Here is a 19,665-nt window from a genome sequence, read left to right as displayed (position 1 = left end):
GCTCCAGCATCTCGCCCTGGACGTCGATGGTGATCTTCTTGGTCAGGTCACCGCGGGCGACCGCGGTGGTGACGGTGGAGATGTCGCGGACCTGGAGGGTGAGGCGGGAGGCCATCTGGTTGACCGATTCGGTGACCTCGCGCCAGGCGCCGGAGACACCCTCGACCTTGGCGCTGCCGCCCAACTTGCCCTCGGTACCCACCTCACGGGCCACACGGGTGACCTCCTGGGTGAAGCCGCTCATCTGGTCGGCCATCCGGTTCACCGTGGTGGCCAGACGCAGCAGGTCGCCGCGGAGCTCACCGCTGCGGGACTCGGTGGAGGCCCGTCGGTTCAACTCGCCCTCGGCCACCGAGTCCAGGACCCGGGCCACGTCGGTGACGGGTTCGGCGACCTCGTCCAGCAGCATGTTCAGCGCCCGGGCGCTGTTGCCCCAGGCGCCCCGTGCCGGGTGGACGATGACCCGCTCGTTGAGCCGACCCTCCTCGCGGACGACGTCGCCGACCCGCTGGAGTTCGGAGCTGAGCTGTTCGCTGTGGTCGACGACCTCGTTGAAGACGGAGGTGATCTCCTTGAGCCTGCCGCTGCCGCGCGATCGGAGTCGAACACTGAAGTCGCCGTCGCGCATCCGGTACAGAGCACTGAGAATCTCGTCGAGCTGGTCGTCGGCCACTTCCTTGACCGCCTCGGGCATGTACCCCTCCTCTATCCCGCACGCCACCTCGGTCGTCGACCACCGCGTGCCGGGGACGGCCCGACTCGGCCCACCGCACGATGGGCCGGCCCCGTACCAGGTCGGGGCACGGGACACGGGGGAGCGCGCGTGGCCGCGCGCCTTGGTGACACCCCGTCACGCTATCGTCGCGAGGTACCACCCGAAAGAAGCGGATGTGTCGTCTTACACTAACCGGCCCCGCCATTTCGCACAGGTGGGTCGACGAACTCGCGCCCACGATCCCGGTGAGGCGGGGCCCGGCCATCGCTTCGTGGATCCCGCGTATCGTTGCAGTTGCCGGCACCGGCATTCGCGCCCAGTGACGAAGGACACCGACGGCTTGGTAGTACAAGACGCGTTGAAGGTCGCTCGACGGGAGTTTCCTCCTACTCCCGAGACAGCGGCGGCCTCCCGAGAATTCGTGCACGACACCCTGCTCGGCTGGGGTGTGCCCGATCCGTTCGACGACATCATCCTGCTCGTCAGCGAACTGGTCACCAATGCCGTCATCCACGCGGATTCCGCGTTGGAGGTCACCGTCCGCCGTTCGGAGGGGTCGACGGAGGTGATGGTCACCGACTCGGCCCCCGAGAGGGCGGTCCCGCAGGCGGGTCCACTCGCCGTGGACACCTCTCCCTCGACCGAGGACCAGCGCAGCGGTGGCCTGGGACTGGCGTTGGCCTCGGCCATCGCCTCCAGCTGGGGCGTGAGCTACGGGCGCAGCGACAAGGCCGTGTGGTTCCGCATAGAGGACAAGAACGACGGGACGCCGTCCCTGGAGTCGCCGCCGGTGCGCCGAGGCACCGTCCGTCCCGCGCGTCCACCCGCGTGGTCGGCGCTGGACTCGGCGTTGGGTTCGCGCCTGACCCTGCCGCAACTGCTGGAACGCACGGTGGAGTACTCCACCTCGACGTTGGGCGGTGACGCCGCCTACATCGCGTTGGCGACCTCCGACGAGACCATGTGGGAGGTGCGTACCGCGGTCGGGCTGACCGGCGGGGCGCACTGGCGTCCGCTCCGTGTGCGCACCGAGGAGATCTTCCCGTCCGCGGCGCCCGAGCCCGGCCCGGTGATCAACGACGACCTGATGATCGCCCGAGCCGGTCGCGGCGCGCTGGCCCGTGCCGGGATGCGGTCGCTGGTGACGGCACCGATGATCGTCGACGGTCGGGTGACCGGTCTGTTGGCGGTCGCCTCCACCCGGGCCCGCCACTTCGGTCCGGCGGCGGCCAAACGGCTCCAGGAGGGCGCGGACCTCATCGCGCTGCCCGTGGAGCGGGCCCGGCTGGCCGAGGTGGAGTTGAGCCGCCGCGCCTCGTTGAGCTTCCTGGCCGAGGCCAGTGACCTGCTCGCCGGCACCCTCGACGAGAAGATGACCGGCGCCCTGGCCGCGCAGCTCATCACCTCGCGCCTGGGCCGTTGGTGCGCCATCCACACCACCAACGAACTGGGGGTCTCCAAACTCACCCACGTGGTGCACGGCGACGAGAACCTCAACGACATCCTGCGTTCCCTGCTCACCACGTTGCCACCGAAGGAACAGCGTGAGCCGCAGCCCCTGTGGACCCCGCAGGAGTTGGCCGCCGAGGGTTCGGAGGAGCAGTGGTCGCGTGTACCCGCCGGAGGACCCGCGATCAGCATCCCGTTGATCGCGCACGGCCGAGAGCTGGGTCGGATGACCATCGGCAAGAACGAGAGCGACGACTTCACCCGTGAGGAGGCGGACGTCGCCGACGACCTGAGCCGTCGGGTCGCCTCGGCGATGGAGAACGCCCGTCTGCACGAGCGGCACACATCGATGAGCACCGCCCTTCAGCGCAGCCTGCTGCCGCCCAAGGACAAGGAGCCGGTGATCCCGGGGGTGGACCACGCGGTGTACTACCGGCCCTCGGACGAACGCAGCGAGGTGGGCGGCGACTTCTACGACGTGTTCTCCGCCAGCGGCCGGTGGTGCTTCGCGATCGGAGACGTGTGCGGCACCGGCCCGGAGGCCGCCGCCGTCACGGGTCTGGCCCGACACACGCTGCGCGCCCTGGCCCGGGAGGGGTTCACCCCCGCGCACATCATGCAGCGGTTGAACATGGCGATCCTGGACGAGAACACCTCGACCCGGTTCCTCACCATGCTCTACGGGGAGATGACCCCGGCCACCGACGGAACCGGCGGCATGCGCGTGCGCATGGTCTCGGCCGGACACCCACTTCCGTTGCGCCTGAACCAGAAGGGGCGAGTGGAGGCGTTCGGCAGCTCCCAGCCGTTGCTGGGCGCGTTCGAGGACGTCGGCTTCACCACCGAGAGCGTGGACATCCACCCGGGCGAGGTGGTGCTGGCGGTGACCGACGGCGTCACCGAGCGGCGCAGCGGCAACGACATGCTCGGCGACGAGGGGCTGGAGGAGATCTTCTCGCACGCCGCCGGCCTGACCGCCCAGGCGGTGATCAGCCGGATCGAGCGCGAGCTGGAGGAGTACGCCCCGGGCGGCAACGCCGACGACACCGCCATGTTGGTGCTGCGGTTCCTGTGACCGTCAAGGCGCCCCTTCAGAGCCAGCCCATGTCCTGGGCGGTTCGGATGGCCGCCATGCGGTTCTCGGCGCCGGTCTTGCCGATGGCGTTCGACAGGTAGTTGCGAACGGTGCCCTCGGTGAGGTGCAGCTTCGCGGCGATCGCCGCGACGGTGGCCCCGTCGGCGGCGGCTCGCAGCACCTCGCCCTCCCGGTCGGTCAGGGGGCTCTCCCCACCGACCATCGCGGCGGCGGCCAGGTCGGTGTCGATGTAACGTCCGCCCTCGTGGACCTTGCGGATGGCGCCGGCGAGCTGCTCGACCGGTGCGTCCTTGGCCAGGAACCCGCGGGCCCCCGCGGACAGGGCTCGGCGCAGGTAGCCGGGGCGCCCGAAGCTGGTGAGGATGACGACCCCGCAGCCGGGGGCGCGTTCCTTGAGCTCCGCGGCGGTCTCCAGGCCGGTGGCGCCGGGCATCTCGATGTCCAGCACGGCGATGTCCGCGTCGTGTTCGAGGACCAGGTCGGTCACCTGGTCGCCCCGGCCGACCTCGGCGACGACCCGGATGTCCTCCTCCAGGCCGAGCAGCGCGGCGATGGCCCCGCGCACCAGGTGTTCATCGTCGGCGAGAACCAGATTGATCACGGGGGACCTTCCCAGTCGCCTGCGCTGTCATCGAGCACGGGCACGGTATCGTTCCGGACATTGTGGATCATTCGGCACGGAGGCGACCGAACACGAGGACGCTCGGCCACGTCTGGGGAGAACTCGAAACCGCGCTGTAGCGGGCTCTCACCCTCTTTTAACCCACGCACCACATGATGAAGCTTGTCAGTACATCGTCCCATCTGACGGAGGATGAGTTGCAGCCCCACGAAACCAACGACGGCCACGAGTCCGGCGCGGGTACCGAGCACACCGCCGGCGCCGAGGACCACCCCGTCCAGGACTCCTTCGCCTCCGAAGACCGGGACCAGAGCGCCACCGCGGGCGACCCCGCCCCGGTGAACGAGACCGCGCCGGAGACATCCGAGGCGCTGGAGGCCGCCGCGGCCTCCGAGGCCCCCGAAGCCTCCGGGGTCCACGAGGCCGAACGTTCGGGCGCACCTCGCTTCTCCCCACCCGAGGAGACTGGGCCTCGCTGGGCCACCGAGCCCCAGGGCACGGGCCACGGTTCCTACGCCTTCCACGGGCAGGGGCCGCACACCGGACCGCACCAGGGGGGACCGCGCCCCGGACCCGGTATGCCTCCCCCACAGCCACAGCCACAGCCACAACCACAACAGCAACAGCCGCACTCACAGCAGCCGCCGCAGGGCCACTACGGCGCCGGGCCGAACAACGGGGCCTTCGCCGCACCGGGGCAGCCCGGCCCGGCCGGCCCCCCGCACCAGACGGCCGCCTTCGCGGCCGGTGGTCACCCCGGCGGGCCCCGGCCCCCGGGACCGTTCGGGCAACCGCACTTCGGCCCGCCACCGGAGTCCGAGCGCAAGAAGCGCGGCACCGGCAAGATCGTGGGGATCGCCGCGGTGACCGCCCTGGTCACCAGCCTGATCATCGGACCGGCGGCCGCGCTGGGCACCGCCTTCCTGGTACCCGGAGCGGACCCGATCAGCGCGCTCGACGGCCGACAGGGAAGCACCGCCACCGAGGGGGCCGTCGGCGAGGTCGCCGAGCAGGTCCTGCCGAGCGTGGTCTCTATCCAGACCGGTTCGGGCGGCGGTAGCGGCGTGATCCTGTCGTCGGACGGACAGATCCTCACCAACGCGCACGTGGTGGCGGAGGCCGAGAACGGGCCCCTCCAGGTCCGGTTCAACGACGGCAGCGCCGCGGAGGCCGAACTCCTCGGTGTGGACCCGGTGTCCGACATCGCGGTGATCCAGGCCGAGGGCCGGGACGACCTCACCCCGGCCACCCTGGGCGACTCCGACCAGGTGGGCGTGGGCGGCGACGTGGTCGCCATCGGCTCTCCGCTGGGTCTGTCCGGCACGGTCACGACCGGTGTGGTCAGCGCGCTCAACCGGCCGGTGAACACCGGAGCCACAGAGAGCGGCGATGGGCAGACCTCCACCGTGATCAACGCCATCCAGACGGACGCGGCGATCAACCCCGGCAACTCCGGTGGCCCGTTGGTGAACATGGCCGGCGAGGTGGTCGGGATCAACACGGCCATCGCCGGGCTCTCTCAGGAGAGCGGTTCGGTGGGCCTGGGCTTCGCCATCCCGATCAACCAGGTCCGGCCGATCGCCGAGCAACTGGTGGAAGAGGGCAGCGCCAGCTACCCGGCCATCCAGGCGACCATCGCCCCGAGCCGGAGCGGTGGCGCGGAGATCATGGAGGTCACCGACGGCGGGGCCGCCGCCGACGCCGGTCTGTCCACCGGCGACGTGGTGGTGTCACTGGACGGTGAGGCCGTCGACTCCCCCGACCAGCTCATCGCGCAGATCCGGGCCCATGCTCCCGGTGACGAGGTGACCCTGGGTGTTGTGCCCAAGGGCGAGGACACCCCGGAGGACGTGACGGTCACCCTGAGCGAGCAGAGCGCCGCGTCCGCGACCGAGGAGATCGAGGAGGAAGACTAGGTTCCGTTCTGTGAACCGCCCCCGCACCACAGGGGGTGTGTGGTTCGGCGTCGATACGCCGGCGGAGACACAGGACGAACACGGCTTGGTTCCGCCAGAGGCCGACGGGGGCGTCGCTCCGGCGGGACCATGGGTCGACGGGAAACCGACCCTGAAGCGAAGGGGCGGTCCGGCTGTCGCCGGGCCGCCCCTTCGTGGTGGTCACGGTATCGCCGGCCGCATCGTCGGGTACGGGCCACGACCCGAACACACGCCTGGGGACTGAGAGACAGAAATGGACACGGAGAGTATCGTTCCGTTGACCGTGCGCCACTTCCGAGGTCGCCCCCATGTTCACCGCAAGGTCGGCGACGGGCCATACGGATGGCCCACACTCGTGATCACCACGGCAGGCCGCGCGAAGCCCCAGGAGAATCCGGTATGTCCACGTCCTTCGCACCCCACCCGCCCGCGACGACGCGTCCGGCCCCTTCCGAGGGCGGACGCCGCCGGACCAGGGTCCTCATCGGTACCGATACCTATCCCCCGGACGTCAACGGCGCGGCCTACTTCACCGCTCGGCTCGCCCGGGGACTGACCGAACGCGGTGTCGAGGTGCACCTGCTGTGTCCCTCGCCCACCGGACGCCCGCACGTGGTGGAGCGGTACGGGGTGGTGGAGCACCGGCTGCGGTCCATGCCCTCCTTGGCGCACGAGAGCGTCCGTCTGGCCCTGCCCGCGGGTGTACGCGGCCACCTGAACCGGCTCCTGGACCGATTGCGGCCGGACGCCGTGCACATCCAGAACCACTTCCTCGTCGGCCGGATGTTGGCCGACGCCGCGCACGGCCACGGCGTACCGGTGGTGGCCACCAACCACTTCATGCCCGAGAACCTCTTCGACCACCTGCGGATGCCGTGGTCCCTACGCCCTTACGCCGCGCGCCTGGCCTGGTGGGACCTGAACCGGATCCTGGGCCGGGTGGAGCACGTGACCACACCGACGCCGACCGCCGCCCGGCTGCTGCGCGAACAGGGGTTCATCCATCCGGTGGAGACGGTCTCCTGCGGAATCGACCTGGACCGCTTCCGACCGCCACCGGAGGGTTCCGTCGTCGCCGAACGCCTGCGGCTGCGCGCCCGGTTCGGGTTGCCCGACCGTCCCACGATGCTGTTCGTGGGTCGTCTGGACGAGGAGAAGCGCGTCGACGAACTGGTGCGGGCGGTGGCCCGCACCTCCGACGTCCAGCTGGTGCTGGCCGGCCAGGGCACGCACCGCGAGAGGGCCGAGGAGCTGGCCCGGACCGAGGGCGTCACCGACCGGGTCCGGTTCCTCGGCTTCGTGGCGCACGAGGACCTCCCGGACGTCTACCGGTGCGCGGACGTGTTCACCATCGCGGGCATCGCCGAGTTGCAGAGCATCGCCACGTTGGAGGCCATGGCCAGCGGGCTGCCCGTCGTGGCGGCCGACGCGATGGCCCTGCCCCACCTGGTGGAGGAGGGTCACAACGGCTACTTGTACGAGCCGGGTGATCCCGACGCGCTCGCCGACAGGGTGGAATCGGTGCTGGCCGCCGAGCGGGAGCGGCCGCGCATGGGCGCGCACAGCCGACTCATGGCGTCACGGCATCGGTTGGATGATTCGCTGGAGCGCTTCGCGCACATCTACGTGGACGCGTCGGTCGGGGCGCTCGCCTCGTTCTCCGTCGGCCGGTAGGGCGGCAGGGCGAACCCGATGACGGTGCCGCCGCCCTCGCGGTTTCGGGCGAACACCTCTCCCCCGTGGTCGCGGGCGATCTCGTACACCATGGACAGACCCAGCCCGGATCCGGGCAGGCCACGGGCGACGGTGGCCCGGTAGAAGCGTTCGAAGAGGTGGCGGATCTCGTCGGGGTCCACGCCCGGGCCCCGGTCCAGGACCTCCACCACACCCTCACGGACGCGGATCTCGATGGGTCCGTTTCCGTCGGGGTCGAACTTGGCGGAGTTCTCCACGGGATTGGACATCGCCCGTTCCAGGGCTCCGGGACGGCCCCAGACGAGGCTGTCGTCGGCGTCGACGAGGACCTCGCGGCCCGTCCGACGTCGGGCCCGGGTGGCGACGCGCTCGGCGATGCCGGCGAGCGCCACCGCGCTGCGGGTCTCGTCCTCGTGGTCGCCGGTGGCCAGCCCGACCAGCTCGTTGACCAGGACGGTGAGCTCCCTGGTCTCGCCTTGGAGGTCGTCGAAGAGCCGTTGGCGCGCGTCCGGGGCGAGCCGTTCCACCCGGCCCAGGACCTGCACGTTGGTGCGCAGGCTGGTGAGCGGGGTGCGCAGTTCGTGCGCGGCGTCCTGCACCAGACGGCGCTGTTCGTCCTTGGAGCGGGCCAGCCGGGCGAGCATACCGTTGAAGGCGCTGGTGAGCCGGCCGACCTCGTCGTGTCCGGGTTCCTCGGGGCCCACACCCGGACCCCCGGCACCGTCGCCAGGGGTTCCCCCGTTGCCGCGGCCGTTGCGCGTGGTGGTGACCGGGTCGAGGCGGCCGGTGGAACTGACGTACTCGGCGGCCTCGGTCAGGCGGACCAGCCGGCCGGTGACGCGGTGTCCCGCCAGCCAGCCGACAGAGGCCGCGCACAGGGCGACGAACAGGCCCACCCACAGGATCTGCGTGGCCAACCGGCCGATCATCTGTTCGATCGGGGACAGTTGTTGGAGCAGTTGGACGGCACCGCGTCCCTCGCCCAACGAGACGGTGCCCACCCGATACGCCTGATCCTGAACCTGGATCTCTCGCTGGCTGATCACTCCGGGCTCTTCGGACCGGGCGATCTCCAGGTCCTCGGAGGCGGGGTGGAAGGAGGAGGTCTCGTGCTGGTTGGCGAGCAGCCGCGCCCAACTTCCGTCGGGGCCCAGGATCTGCGCGTCCAGGCTGCCCGGGGCCAGGAAGGAGAGCCGGTTCTCCTGCACCTCCTCGCTCTCCTGCGCGGAAACGATCAGTTGGCGGGACAGGTTCTGCAACGCGTCGTCGAACTCGCCCTCGGCGTCGGCGCGGATGAGCGAGGCGGCGGTGCCGTAGGCGAGCATGCCGATCAGGGCGATGGTGACGGCGGCGACCGCCGCGAACATCACCGCGAAGCGGGTTCCGAGTCGCCAGTCGTCCGGGTTGAGCAGGACGCTGCGCCGCCTCGCCTCTTGGACGCGTGACTCCGGAACGGACTCCCCATGAGGAACGGACACCCTTGGATCACCCCTGGCGCAGCGTGTATCCGACACCACGGACCGTCTGGATCAGCGGCGGTCCCCCATCCTCCAACTTGCGCCGCAGATAGCTGATGTAGACCGCGAGGTTCTTCGACTCCGGGCCGAAGTCGTAACCCCAGATGCGGTCGTAGATGGTGGCGTGGTCCAGGACGATGCCGGAGTTGCGCATGAGCAGTTCGAGCAGGTCGAACTCGGTCTTGGACAGTTCCACCTCGCGTTCGCCGCGCCACACGCGCCGGGCGCGGGCGTCCAGGCGCAGTTCGCCCACCCGCAGGGGCGCCTCATCGTCGATCCCCTCCGGCACGGGCGCGGCGCGGCGCAACAGGGCGCGCAGCCGCGCGAGGAGTTCGTCGAGTTCGAAGGGTTTGGCGAGGTAGTCGTCGGCACCGGCGTCCAGTCCCGCCACCCGGTCGGGCGTCTCGACCCGCGCGGTGAGCATGAGGATGGGCGTGCGATCGTGCTCGGCCCGCAGTACGCGGGCCACCCCGAGGCCGTCGACGCCGGGCATCATCACGTCCAGGACCAGCAGGTCGACGGGTTCGGCGTGGACCGCCGCCAGGGCCTGGACGCCGTCGGCGACGGTGCGCACCGTGTACCCCTCCAGTTGGAGGGCGCGTTCCAGGGACTCCCTGATGGCACGGTCGTCGTCGGCGACCAGGACGGTGGCGGTGCTTTCCATGCCCCCATGCTCTCCCACCAGGGTGAGAGAGCGGTAAGAAGTATTCGGGAACGAGGTGTGGCGTCCTGGTCGGGTGCTCGGGTCAGGCGTTCGGGTCGAAGACCCGGGTGCGCGCCAGCCCGGCGGCGCGGCCCTTGCCGGCCACCACCAGCGCCATCTTCCGGGAGGCCTCGTCGAGCATCTCCTCGCCCAGCATGACGGCGCCGCGCCGGTCCACGGTGGTGGCGTGCTCGTAGGCGTCGAGGATGAGTTCGGCGTGGTCGTAGTCCTCCTGGGAGGGGGCGAACACCTCGTTGGCGGCCGTCACCTGGAGCGGGTGCAGCACCCACTTGCCGTCGAAACCGAGCGCGGAGGTGCGCCCGGCGGCGCGGCGGAACGCGTCCACGTCACGAATTTGCAGGTAGGGGCCGTCGATGGCCTGGATACCGTTGGCCCGGGCGGCCACCAGGATGCGCATGAGGACGTGGTGGTAGGCGTCGCCGGTGTCGTATCCGGGTGGTTGTTCACCGACCACGAGGCTCTTCATGTTGAGGGAGGCCATGAAGTCGGCGGGCCCGTAGACGAGACTCTCCAACCGTGGGGAGGCGGCCGCGATCTCGTCCACGTTCACCAGGCCCTTGGCGTCCTCGATCTGCGCCTCGATACCGATCCGGCCGATGGGCAGGCGCACGGCGCGTTCGATCTGGGTGAGGAGCGTGTCGAGCCAGTGGACGTCGCGGGCGGCGGTCACCTTGGGCAGGACCAGGGTGTCCAGGTGCGCGCCGGCGTTCTCGACCACGGTGATGACGTCGCGGTAGGCCCATTCGGTGGAGACGTCGTTGACCCGCACGGAGCGGACCTTGCCACCCCATCCATCCTCGACGAGCGCATCGACCACGGTGGTGCGCGCCGTCTCCTTCTCCAAGGGCGCGACCGCGTCCTCCAGGTCGAGAAAGAAGGCGTCGACGTCCAGCCCCCGGGCCTTCTCGACGAATCGGGGGTTGGATCCCGGTACCGCGAGCACCGACCGTCGCGACCTCGGTTCTGCCATGGCGTGTCCTCCCCGTTCCGTCCGTGCTCTGCGGCCCGTGGTGTGAGACGGGTCCCGTCCGGGCTCGCGGGCCTCATCATCGCACCGTGTGATGCGTAGAGTGTGGCCGGGCCCGGTGAGGGCGGGTCCGGGGATCACACGGGGGAATGCGACATGGCCGTGCAGCCGTACCCGACCAGTACCCATTGGGGTGCCTACCGGGTCGATGTGGAGAACGACCGAGTGGTGGGGGTGCACCCCGATCCTCGTGATCCCGCTCCGTCCCCGTTGATGGCCAACACACCGGACGCCCAGCACCACCGCACCCGGGTGGCCCGGCCGGCGGTGCGACGCCGTTGGTTGGAGAACGGCCCGGCCCCGGACGCCCGGCGCGGCGACCCCGACGAGGAGTACGTGGAGGTGGAGTGGTCCAGGGTTCTGGACCTGCTCGCCGCCGAGCTGGACCGGGTACGCACCCGCCACGGCAACGCCGCGATCTTCGGCGGTTCCTACGGGTGGGGCAGCGCGGGACGGATCCACCACGCGCAGAGCCAGCTGCACCGGTTCCTCAACACCATCGGCGGGTACACGCGCTCGCGCACCACTTACAGCCACGGGGCCGTGGAGGTGCTGTTCCCGAGGATCATCGGCGTCCCGGCCGCCAACCGGCTGCTGCACCGCGCGCCGTCCTGGGAGCGGATCCGCGAGCACACCGAACTCCTGGTGAGCTTCGGTGGGCTACGGGTGTCCAACACCTGGATCGCCTCCGGCGGGCGGGCGGCGCAGACGGCGGGTCCGGCGATGCGCGCGGCCTCGGACGCCGGTGTGGAGTTCGTGTCGGTGTCCCCCTTGCGTGACGACACCTCCGACGATCTCAAGTGCACGTGGATGTCGCTGAAGCCCGGGACCGACACCGCCGTGCTGCTGGCGCTGATCCACGTCCTGTTCGACGAGGGTCTGGCCGATACCGCGTTCCTGGACCGGTACACCGTCGGCGCCGACCGGCTGCGCGCCTACGTGACGGGCGAACGCGACGAACACGGTACGCCGGGCGGGGTGGAGCGTTCCCCCGAGTGGGCGGAGCGGGTGAGCGGTGTGCCCGCCGAGGACATTCGGGCGTTGGCGCACCGGATGGCGCACAAGCGCACCCTGATCAACGTGGGCTGGTCGGTACAGCGCGCCAGGTACGGCGAACAGCCGCTGTGGGCGGGGCTCGCGTTGGCGTGCTGCCTGGGACAGGTGGGGCTGCCCGGCGGCGGGTTCGCCTCGGGGTACGGATCCATGGGCAACTACGGCGGTGGCGCGACCCCGGTGGGACTGCCGCGGTTCCCGCAGGGCACGAACGCGGTGGACTCGCTGATCCCGGTGGCCAAGGTCTCCGACATGCTGTTGCACCCGAACGAACCCTACGACTACGACGGGGAGCGTCGGCGCTTCCCCGACATCCGGCTCGTGTACTGGGCGGGCGGCAACCCCTTCCACCACCACCAGGACCTGAACCGGCTGACCCGGGCGTTCGGGCGGCCGGAGACCGTGGTGGTGCACGAGACGCACTGGACGGCCACGGCCCGGCACGCCGACATCGTCATCCCGGCGACCACCGTGTTGGAGCGCGACGACATGGCGGCGAGCCAGGGCGACCTGGCTCTGCGGGCGATGCCGCGGGTGGTATCACCACACGGGCGGGCGCGCGACGAGTACGACACCTACAGCGACCTGGCCGAACGGTTGGGTGTGCGGGAGGAGTTCACCGAGGGGCGCACCTCCGGCGAGTGGATGCGCCTGGCCTACCAACGGTGGCGTTCCATGCTGGCCCGCCGCGACCTGGAGGTCCCCGACTTCGACGGGTTCTGGGAGCGGGGCCGGGTGGAGATGCCGGGCCGGGTAGAGGACGAGGCGCTCATGGGCGACTTCCGGGAGGACCCCGAGGGCAGGCCGCTGCGGACACCGAGCGGGCGCATCGAGCTGTACTCGGAGACCATCGCCTCGTTCGGCTACGAGGACTGCCCAGGCCACCCGGTGTGGTTGCCGGGGCCGGCCGTGACCGACACCGGATCCGAGGGGCGGGCTCGGCCGCTGGTACTGGTGGCCAACCAGCCGCGCGAGCGCTTCCACAGCCAGCAGGACATGGGGAAGTACAGCGCCGCGCGGAAGGTCCACGGCAGGGCGCCGTTGCGGATGCACCCCTTGGACGCCGAGGCGGCGGGTGTGTCCGACGGTGACGTGGTGCGGGTGACGGGTCCGAGCGGTTCGTGCCTGGCCGGGGTGGTGGTCGACGACGCGCCGCGCCCCGGCGTGGTGCAGCTGTCCACGGGCGTTTGGTACGACCCCTCGGGTTCGGACGTGACCTGCGTGCACGGCAATCCGAACGCGCTGGCCCGGGACGAGGGCACGTCATCGTTGGGCCAGGGGTGCACCGGTCAGTTGATCCGGGTCCGGGTGGAGCCCTACGAGGGTGACCCGCCCCCGGTCCGGGTCTTCGCTCCCCCGATGGGCATCACCGACATCGACCCGGCCGGCTGACGAGCGCCCGAGCCCAGGACTCATGGACGGAATTCAGACCGGTCACTATAATGACCGCCATGGAGACCATTCCGATCACTGAAGCCAAGGCCAAGATCGCCGAACTCGCCGAGAGAGCCCAGAACGAGCATGCCGACTACACCTTCACCAAGAACGGTCGGCCCGCCGTCGTCATGATGTCCGTGGCCCAGTACGAGTCGCTGATGGAAACGTTGAGCATCCTCTCCGACCCCGAAGCCCGAGCGGACCTGGCCGAGTCGATCGATTCCGAGGAGTTCACCACCGAGGAGGACATGGCCGCCCTGATGCGCCATCGTTTGGACAGGGGATCCGCCGCGTGAGGATCGCTTACAAAAGTCCCGCGCGGCGAGCACTGACGGAAGAGCTCCCGGAATCCGTCGCGTCCGCCGCCTACGAGTTCATCTCCGGGCCTTTGAAGGAAAACCCTTGGCGTGTGGGGAAGCCACTCGAAGACCCCTTTACGGGCCTGCACACCGCTAGGCGGGGAACCTACAGGGTCATCTATCGGATCCGACCGGACAAGGACCTGATCGAGATCCATTCGATCCGCCACCGCAGGGACGTCTATCGGGCCTGAGTTCGGGCCGTGGGTGGTCAGCGGGTGAGGAGGCGGTCGGCGCGGCGGGGCAGCGCCAGACCGACCAGGGCCGGTAGCGCGTAGCCCACCTGACCGGGGGCGAGCATGCCGAGGATGACACCGGTGTTGGCGGAGGGGGCGCGCAGGAACTCGCGCATCCGGGGATGCGCGTAGGGCACCCCGTTGCCCATGGACAACAGACTGGTCAGGGCCACACCGACCAGAGCGGTCCACACCATCCCGCCGGTGCCGGCGCGGGCCAGCCAGTTCTGTAGGTGGTCCAGAGCCGCCACCGCGTACGCGGGTTCGGCGGTGCCCGGCGCGCTCCAGGCGCCCCACTGCGTCACACCGACCAGGACCGCCAGGGCGGCGGCCGACACGGCGACGGCTCCGGTGGCGGTACCCGCCAGCCCCAGCCGAAAGGACAGCTCACGGGCCTGGCCGGCCAGTTCCTCCTGCGAGGGGTGGCGGCGCCACGGCCGCCCCTGGGACCGGGCCTCCCCCATGGCGTTGGCCCGGCGTCGGCGCAGGAAGCGCAGAGTGTCGCAGAGCGCGCCCGGACCACGCCGGGCGGCGCGGGTGGCGGCGGCGAACTCGTGCACGATGGCGGTCACGGTGGTGGCCAGGGTGATCGGCAGGTCCGCCCCGACCAGGGCCGTGCGACGGAAGGTGGGGGCGATGTCGGCGGGCACCCGCACCCGCGTGGACACCGAACGTCCGTGCGCCCATCGGCGCAGGCGGGCCAGCGGAGCCCGACCCGGCAGCGGGGGCGTGCTCTCGGCCGCGGAGGCGATCAGCCGGTGATCCATGCCCACCGCGAACACCAGGACCAGCAGCAACAGCCACGGGGTGAGCGCGCCACCGCCCAGCACGCGATGCAGGAAGGTCGAGACCGGGTCCAGGGTGGCCGCCGCGAGAAGTGCGTTGAAGTGCAGGTGTTCCAGGTACACGAGCGCTACGGCCAGGAGCGGCAGCAGCCACGTCCAGTTCCCGTAGCGGCGGCGGCCGACGATGGCCAGGCCCAGGGCACCGGCGATCAGCCCGGTGACGACGGCGTGTCCGGAGAAGATCGCCAGCACCTCGCCCCCGGGGCCGGAGATGGTGCTCCCCCCGGGCAGGAACAGGCCCGGAGAGTTCGCGTTCGGCACGGAGAACTCGGTGAACAGCCGTTCGGCCGACTGGAACCCGGCCCCCGACGCGGCGCCCAGCAGCAGGAAGTCGACGGCGGCCAGGCGACGCATCCGCCGACGGGCCAGGAAGGCGAAGAACAGCAGCGGCGACAACTTCGCCGCTTCCTCCACGGTGACCGCCACGTAGGTGTAGCCGAGCGCGTCGTACGGTTCCAGACCGGCCAACCCCACGATCGCCCCCTCCAGCAGGGCCACCGGCCACAGCAAGAACACGCCGATGGCCGCCACCCGCATCAGGGTCGCGAAGGACACGGTGCGCGAACGCGCCAGGAACGCCAGTTGGAACAGCAGGACGAAGGTCAGGAGCAGGACGGGCAGGGCCGGTCCGAGCTCCGGGGCGCTCAACGGCGCCACCAACAGCAGCACGACCATGAGCCAGTTCCAACCGCCGCGCGCCGCGCGCAGCGAGCGCACGGCCCGGGGGGACCCCACCCGGGCCCGCTCGGCCCGCCGCGACAGACGTTCGTACAGGTCGGGTCCGGGGCCCCGGTTCCGGGAGTGCCGGGCGCCGGGTTCGATGCAGTGATAGCGCTGAGCGGCGCTCAAGAGCTCGGGGCGCTTGGTGCGCTGCGCCTTGGCCGCGAACTCCTCTCGAACGCCGGGGATGTCGGAGCCCACGATCTCGCGGACGAAGTCGGCCGGTCCGGAGGCGATGGTGAGTTCGTTGGCGGCGACCAGGACGGCGGCGGAGAAGTCCTCCACGCAGACGAGGAAGTCGGTGGGTTCGTTCCCCCAACCCCGGATGAGGTCGACGAGGGTCTCGGTGTGCGGCGGCACCTCGGTGACCGGTTCGTAGGAGAACTCGCCCCGGGTACGGCAGACCAGGAGCCGTTCCACGCCCAGGGCCCGGCCCGCGTCGACGATCCCACGGATGAGGTTGCGGTCCCGGGGCACCGAGAAGGGCGTGGTGACCTTGCCTCCGGCCCGGACCCACTGCGGGTCGAACTCGGTCGGTCCGGCGCAGACGCGCAGCACGAGATCGCGCGCGAGCATGGCCTGTTCTTGCATGGGTGTCCTCGTACCGGGGGGTGGGGATCACGTGGGGCCACCGGAGCCCGGCGGTGGTCCGGTACGGGGGCGGCCAGGCACGAGCATAACGGCGAAGGGTTCGGTCGGACCATGCGCGGTGGGTCGCTCGCGCGAAGGGCGTGGTCCGGCTCCGAAGGCGTCCGCGCACAGCTGTAGGAAGTGACGCACCACCGGCAGAGACAGGACCCAGCCGGTCAGGGCCCACCCCAGGTGCAGATGTTCCATCGCCCGGGCCAACGCCGCGAGGCCACTCCAGCGCGCGCCGTCGGCGGTTTCGTAGGTGAGCCGGTACAACACCTCCGGGTGGTCCGCGGCCGGGCGCATGCGCAGCGCCGTGGGTCGACGCGCCGCCACCAGGTTGCCCACCCCGCGGCACATCCCGCAGTCCATCGCCACGTACAGGGTGCCCTCGGTCCGACCCGGCCAGGGCCGCCATCGGGGCAGCCAGGGGCGCACCCCCGACCGGTACCCGGTCCAGGCCGAGCCGAAGTCCGCGCGGAGCCGGCCGCCCTCGTGCCAGGAGGCGAACCCGGCCCCGTAGGCGAAGCAGACCACCGCGCCGAGCGCCAGTACGGGGTGCGACAGGCCCAGCACCAGGTACACCAGCGCCATGGAGAGCTGCATCGGGTTGCGCACGTAGGCGTAGGGGCCGCTGGTGACCAGACGTTCGGGTGGATCGTAGGGCAGCGGGGTGCCGCGTCCCACGGCGGCGAACTCCCGGGCCGCGGCCAGTCCGGGCAGGCCGGCGAGGAACAGCAGTTGGACCAGGACGGACGCGGTCTCGGGCGTGGGCGGCTCGATCCGGACCAGAGTGGCCGACACGTACACCGGCAGGACCACCGTCAGCCCGAACGCGAGCAGCGCCTGGGCCCACATCCGCGCGGTGAGCAGTTGCTCGTGCCGGGTCCAGTAGGCCAGCAGCGAAGCGGGGATCAGGCACAGCGCCGCGCCCAGGATCTCACCGAGCAACCACCACGACCCCAGCACCACCACGGGTTCGGCGAGCGGCATGAGGATCACGTCCAGCCAGACCAGCAGCCCGGTGATCAGGGGGACGGGGAGCAGGCGCAGCAGCAGCGCGGGCAGGGCGCCCCACAACAGGACCCACGCCAGCGTCAGGTCCACCGGCAGTCCCCGCCACACGGCGCCTTCGGCGTGGAAGGACCACCAGCCGGCACGCACCGCGTACAGGTTCAGCGGGATGAGGGTGAGCAGGGCCCAGGCGGAGGCCACGATCATCGACGCCGTCTCGCGGTGGGTCGGGGCACGCCACAGGCACAGCGCGATCAGCGCCACGAGCGGCAGGAACAGGCCCAGGCCGCGCACGAGCAGGGCGGGGAGTTCGGGGGTCACCGAGCGGCCTCCGCGAAGGTGTCGGCGAGGTAGGCGGCGGCCAGGTCGGTGGCGTAGGCCTGGATCGGTCCGAAGTACCAGGAGGGATCGTAGGTGCGGGCGTAGTCGAACTCCCAGGTCAGCCTGGTGCCATCGCCCTCCCGTTCCCAGGTGGCGGTGGCGGTGCGCAGGTCCAGCCAACGGGCGAGGGTGGTGTCCTCGGTGACGTCGAAGACCACCCGGCCGCCATCGTCGTTGATCCGGCTCTCGGTGACCTCCAGCTCCATGGTGCGCGGGGTGGGTTCGTCGTCCAGGGCCAGGGTGGTGCGCGGGGTGAAGCGGATCAGGCGGCCCTCGCCCACGTCCAGGCCCTCCCCCACGGCCTCGACCGGCTCGGGAAAGGGGACCGCGCTCAGGAAGAACGCCTCGGGGGCCTCATAGGCGGGCGGGGCGGCGAGCGCGGCGGCGACCTGCTCGGGGGCGGCCGAAACCAGCACGGATCCCGTCCCGGTGTCCTCCCGGGGCAGCAGGGACAGGCCGGCGACCCCCTCCAGGGTGAGGGCGAACAGGACCGGGACGGCGACGAAGGCGTGCGGGCCGTCCAGGTCCCGGCCGGCCAGGGCGACGCCCAGCCAGGCGACCAGGGCGACCAGCCCGTAGATCAGCGGGGCCGCGATGACCAGGCAGACCAGTCCTTCGCCGAGCACCGGCCCGGAGAGCAGCAGCATGACGGTGGTGATGGCCATGGCCACCCCGACGGCGCTCTGGGGACGGGCCGTCAGCACCACGATCAGGGCGAGGACGACGGGGAGTCCGACGTAGAACAGGGCGGTCTGGTCCAGGCCGCCGAGGCTCGTCATCCGAAGGAGCACGAGCAGGGGGAAGACGCCCAGCGCCAGGATCCCGGCGAGGATCCAGCGGGCGGCGGAGGGTCTGAGGTCGTTCTTGGTCTCCCCCTCGAACCACGTGCCGGGCGGGGTTCCGGGTACGGCGCGCCGGCCGGCGGCGTAACGCGCGGCGACCTCCTCGTCGGAGGGGTGGTCGTCGGGGCCGTGTGGTTCCGTCATGGGCTTCTCCTCTCGTTCGGCCGAGCGATTGAATCACTCGATTTAATCACTTGATTAAACCGTATGATGAAGATCGACGAAAGGGAGGGTCATGGCCAAAGGTGGCGGCGGAGGCCGCAGAAGCAGCGAGGAGACCAAGGAACGCCTGCTCACGGCGGCGAGCGAGGTCCTGCGCGAAGAGGGGTACTCCGGGGCCTCGGCCCGGGCCATCGCCACGCGGGCCGAGGCCAACTCGGCGCTGGTCTTCTACCACTTCGGCGGGGTCGACCAGCTGCTCCTGGCCGCACTGGACCGATCCAGCGCCGAACGCATGGCCATGTACGAAGAGCTCGCGTCGTCCGCCCGCACACTCGAAGAACTGGTGGAGGTCGCCACCCGCATCCACCGGACCGACCTGGAACGCGGCTACATCACCGAGTTCACCCAGCTGGTCGCCGCCGCCGTGAGCAGACCCGAACTGCGCGAGGAGATCCGACGGCGTTCGGAACCGTGGATCGATTTCATCGCCGGGCAGTGGGAGCGTGTGGTGGGCGGCTCCCCCCTGGGACGGTTGCTGCCCGCGCGGGAGGTCGCCTACGCCGCGATCACCTACTACCTGGGGGTCAACCTGTTCTCCGTGCTCGACGAGGACCAGTCCCGCAGCGAAGCGGTGTTCGACCTGGCCGGAACCCTGGCGCCCCGCGCCCGACTACTGACCCTGCGCCTGCCCCGGCGCGCCGACAAGAAGGAGCACGAGTGAACGTCCGTGTCGCCGAGGGGATCGAGTTCCCCGACACCGCCGATGGCCACCGTTGGGTGGCCGCGGCCGTGATCATCGACGAGCGGGGCAACGTCTTCGCCCAGCGCAGGTCGGCCACCCGCAAGGTCTTCCCACACTGTTGGGACGTCGTCGGCGGCCACGTCGAGGAGGGCGAGGGGATGCTCGACGCCCTGACCCGCGAGATCGCCGAGGAGACCGGGTGGACCCTGTCGGAGGTGCTCGCCGAACTTTGCCTCCTGGACTGGGATCCGGGGGACGGGGCCGTCCGCCGCGAGATCGACTACCTGGTCCGCGTCGAGGGCGACCTGGCCCGTCCCACCTTGGAGGTCGGCAAGCACACCGAGTTCATGTGGGTGGACGAGTCCAAGGTGCATCTGCTGCACGACGCACGCGACCCCGGCGACTACTTCATCGCCGACGTCGTCCAAAAGGGCCTGGACGCCGCCCGCGCCCTCACCTGAT

At 70.7% G+C, this 19,665-nt stretch carries 15 protein-coding genes; 7 read left to right on the top strand and 8 right to left on the bottom strand.

Annotated elements, in window-relative coordinates; translation table 11 throughout:
* Positions 1 to 694: HAMP domain-containing protein (locus tag NLI01S_RS01725; protein ID WP_190318331.1), on the bottom strand; the 694-nt coding region annotated here is incomplete at its 3' end.
* Positions 695 to 1,073: 379 nt separating this feature from the next.
* On the opposite strand from NLI01S_RS01725, the gene NLI01S_RS01720 reads away from it, so the two are divergent.
* Complete coding sequence (locus NLI01S_RS01720; protein ID WP_067598025.1) at positions 1,074 to 3,239, top strand: SpoIIE family protein phosphatase; 2,166 nt, start codon at positions 1,074 to 1,076, stop codon at positions 3,237 to 3,239.
* A 16-nt stretch (positions 3,240 to 3,255) separates the two neighbouring features.
* On the opposite strand, the gene NLI01S_RS01715 is transcribed toward NLI01S_RS01720, so the two are convergent.
* Positions 3,256 to 3,861, bottom strand: a complete 606-nt coding sequence (locus tag NLI01S_RS01715; protein ID WP_067598022.1) for a response regulator transcription factor — start codon at positions 3,859 to 3,861, stop codon at positions 3,256 to 3,258.
* Between the two features lie 218 nt (positions 3,862 to 4,079).
* Between NLI01S_RS01715 and NLI01S_RS01710 the strand changes: the two genes are divergently transcribed.
* Positions 4,080 to 5,798 (top strand): S1C family serine protease, encoded by a 1,719-nt coding sequence (locus NLI01S_RS01710; protein ID WP_067598019.1) that lies wholly within the window; start codon positions 4,080 to 4,082, stop codon positions 5,796 to 5,798.
* A gap of 420 nt (positions 5,799 to 6,218) precedes the next feature.
* Positions 6,219 to 7,493 (top strand): glycosyltransferase, encoded by a 1,275-nt coding sequence (locus NLI01S_RS01705; RefSeq protein ID WP_067598016.1) that lies wholly within the window; start codon positions 6,219 to 6,221, stop codon positions 7,491 to 7,493.
* Here NLI01S_RS01705 and NLI01S_RS01700 read toward each other — a convergent pair.
* The 3 genes from NLI01S_RS01700 to NLI01S_RS01690 all read right to left on the bottom strand — a co-directional run bounded on the left by NLI01S_RS01700 (position 7,442) and on the right by NLI01S_RS01690 (position 10,725).
* Positions 7,442 to 8,881 carry a sensor histidine kinase gene (locus NLI01S_RS01700; protein ID WP_084392235.1) on the bottom strand — a complete coding sequence of 480 codons (1,440 nt, stop codon included), beginning with the start codon at positions 8,879 to 8,881 and terminating at the stop codon, positions 7,442 to 7,444. The two genes, NLI01S_RS01705 and NLI01S_RS01700, sit on opposite strands and share 52 nt — an antisense overlap.
* A gap of 118 nt (positions 8,882 to 8,999) precedes the next feature.
* Positions 9,000 to 9,695 (bottom strand): response regulator transcription factor, encoded by a 696-nt coding sequence (locus tag NLI01S_RS01695; RefSeq protein ID WP_067598012.1) that lies wholly within the window; start codon positions 9,693 to 9,695, stop codon positions 9,000 to 9,002.
* Between the two features lie 82 nt (positions 9,696 to 9,777).
* Positions 9,778 to 10,725: an HpcH/HpaI aldolase/citrate lyase family protein gene (locus NLI01S_RS01690; RefSeq protein ID WP_067598010.1), complete on the bottom strand. Its 948-nt coding sequence runs from the start codon at positions 10,723 to 10,725 to the stop codon at positions 9,778 to 9,780.
* 153 nt (positions 10,726 to 10,878) lie between these two features.
* On the opposite strand from NLI01S_RS01690, the gene NLI01S_RS01685 reads away from it, so the two are divergent.
* Together NLI01S_RS01685 and NLI01S_RS01680 are read left to right on the top strand one after the other, a co-directional pair.
* Positions 10,879 to 13,227, top strand: a complete 2,349-nt coding sequence (locus NLI01S_RS01685; protein ID WP_067598007.1) for a molybdopterin-dependent oxidoreductase — start codon at positions 10,879 to 10,881, stop codon at positions 13,225 to 13,227.
* A gap of 59 nt (positions 13,228 to 13,286) precedes the next feature.
* Positions 13,287 to 13,568, top strand: a complete 282-nt coding sequence (locus NLI01S_RS01680) for a type II toxin-antitoxin system Phd/YefM family antitoxin (RefSeq protein WP_084392234.1) — start codon at positions 13,287 to 13,289, stop codon at positions 13,566 to 13,568.
* 274 nt (positions 13,569 to 13,842) lie between these two features.
* Here NLI01S_RS01680 and NLI01S_RS01670 read toward each other — a convergent pair whose 3' ends face one another.
* The 3 genes from NLI01S_RS01670 to NLI01S_RS01660 are packed head-to-tail and all read right to left on the bottom strand — an operon-like array spanning position 13,843 to position 18,443.
* On the bottom strand, positions 13,843 to 16,023 hold the full coding sequence (locus tag NLI01S_RS01670; protein WP_067597997.1) for a PrsW family glutamic-type intramembrane protease: 2,181 nt from the start codon (positions 16,021 to 16,023) through the stop codon (positions 13,843 to 13,845).
* 27 nt (positions 16,024 to 16,050) lie between these two features.
* A complete protein-coding gene (locus tag NLI01S_RS01665) occupies positions 16,051 to 17,397 on the bottom strand; it encodes a methyltransferase family protein (protein ID WP_157090915.1) in 1,347 nt (448 codons plus the stop codon).
* The gene (locus NLI01S_RS01660) at positions 17,394 to 18,443 is read right to left on the bottom strand and encodes a hypothetical protein (protein ID WP_190318330.1); all 1,050 of its coding nucleotides are present in this window, start codon (positions 18,441 to 18,443) and stop codon (positions 17,394 to 17,396) included. The genes NLI01S_RS01665 and NLI01S_RS01660 overlap by 4 nt, the downstream gene beginning before the upstream one ends.
* A gap of 91 nt (positions 18,444 to 18,534) precedes the next feature.
* Between NLI01S_RS01660 and NLI01S_RS01655 the strand changes: the two genes are divergently transcribed.
* The gene (locus NLI01S_RS01655) at positions 18,535 to 19,182 is read left to right on the top strand and encodes a TetR/AcrR family transcriptional regulator (protein WP_067597994.1); all 648 of its coding nucleotides are present in this window, start codon (positions 18,535 to 18,537) and stop codon (positions 19,180 to 19,182) included.
* Positions 19,179 to 19,664, top strand: coding sequence for an NUDIX hydrolase (locus tag NLI01S_RS01650; RefSeq protein WP_067597991.1), 486 nt, complete (start codon positions 19,179 to 19,181; stop codon positions 19,662 to 19,664). Before NLI01S_RS01655 ends, NLI01S_RS01650 begins: the two co-directional genes overlap by 4 nt.
* The last annotated feature ends 1 nt before the right edge of the window (position 19,665 follow it).

Origin of the sequence: Nocardiopsis listeri NBRC 13360 (assembly GCF_001570765.1) — a bacterium.
GTDB lineage: Bacteria > Actinomycetota > Actinomycetes > Streptosporangiales > Streptosporangiaceae > Nocardiopsis > Nocardiopsis listeri.
The sequence above is the reverse complement of the archived record's forward strand: the minus strand, read 5'-3'. Positions and strand labels throughout refer to the sequence as shown.

What these genes read in the sequence shown, in the direction of transcription:
- NLI01S_RS01690 (WP_067598010.1), bottom strand. Translation starts at nt 10,725, where the DNA reads ATGGCAGAACCGAGGTCGCGACGGTCGGTGCTCGCGGTACCGGGATCC.
- NLI01S_RS01680 (WP_084392234.1), top strand. Translation starts at nt 13,287, where the DNA reads ATGGAGACCATTCCGATCACTGAAGCCAAGGCCAAGATCGCCGAACTC.
- NLI01S_RS01705 (WP_067598016.1), top strand. Translation starts at nt 6,219, where the DNA reads ATGTCCACGTCCTTCGCACCCCACCCGCCCGCGACGACGCGTCCGGCC.
- NLI01S_RS01670 (WP_067597997.1), bottom strand. Translation starts at nt 16,023, where the DNA reads ATGCAAGAACAGGCCATGCTCGCGCGCGATCTCGTGCTGCGCGTCTGC.
- NLI01S_RS01695 (WP_067598012.1), bottom strand. Translation starts at nt 9,695, where the DNA reads ATGGAAAGCACCGCCACCGTCCTGGTCGCCGACGACGACCGTGCCATC.
- NLI01S_RS01685 (WP_067598007.1), top strand. Translation starts at nt 10,879, where the DNA reads ATGGCCGTGCAGCCGTACCCGACCAGTACCCATTGGGGTGCCTACCGG.
- NLI01S_RS01660 (WP_190318330.1), bottom strand. Translation starts at nt 18,443, where the DNA reads ATGACGGAACCACACGGCCCCGACGACCACCCCTCCGACGAGGAGGTC.
- NLI01S_RS01700 (WP_084392235.1), bottom strand. Translation starts at nt 8,881, where the DNA reads ATGTTCGCGGCGGTCGCCGCCGTCACCATCGCCCTGATCGGCATGCTC.
- NLI01S_RS01655 (WP_067597994.1), top strand. Translation starts at nt 18,535, where the DNA reads ATGGCCAAAGGTGGCGGCGGAGGCCGCAGAAGCAGCGAGGAGACCAAG.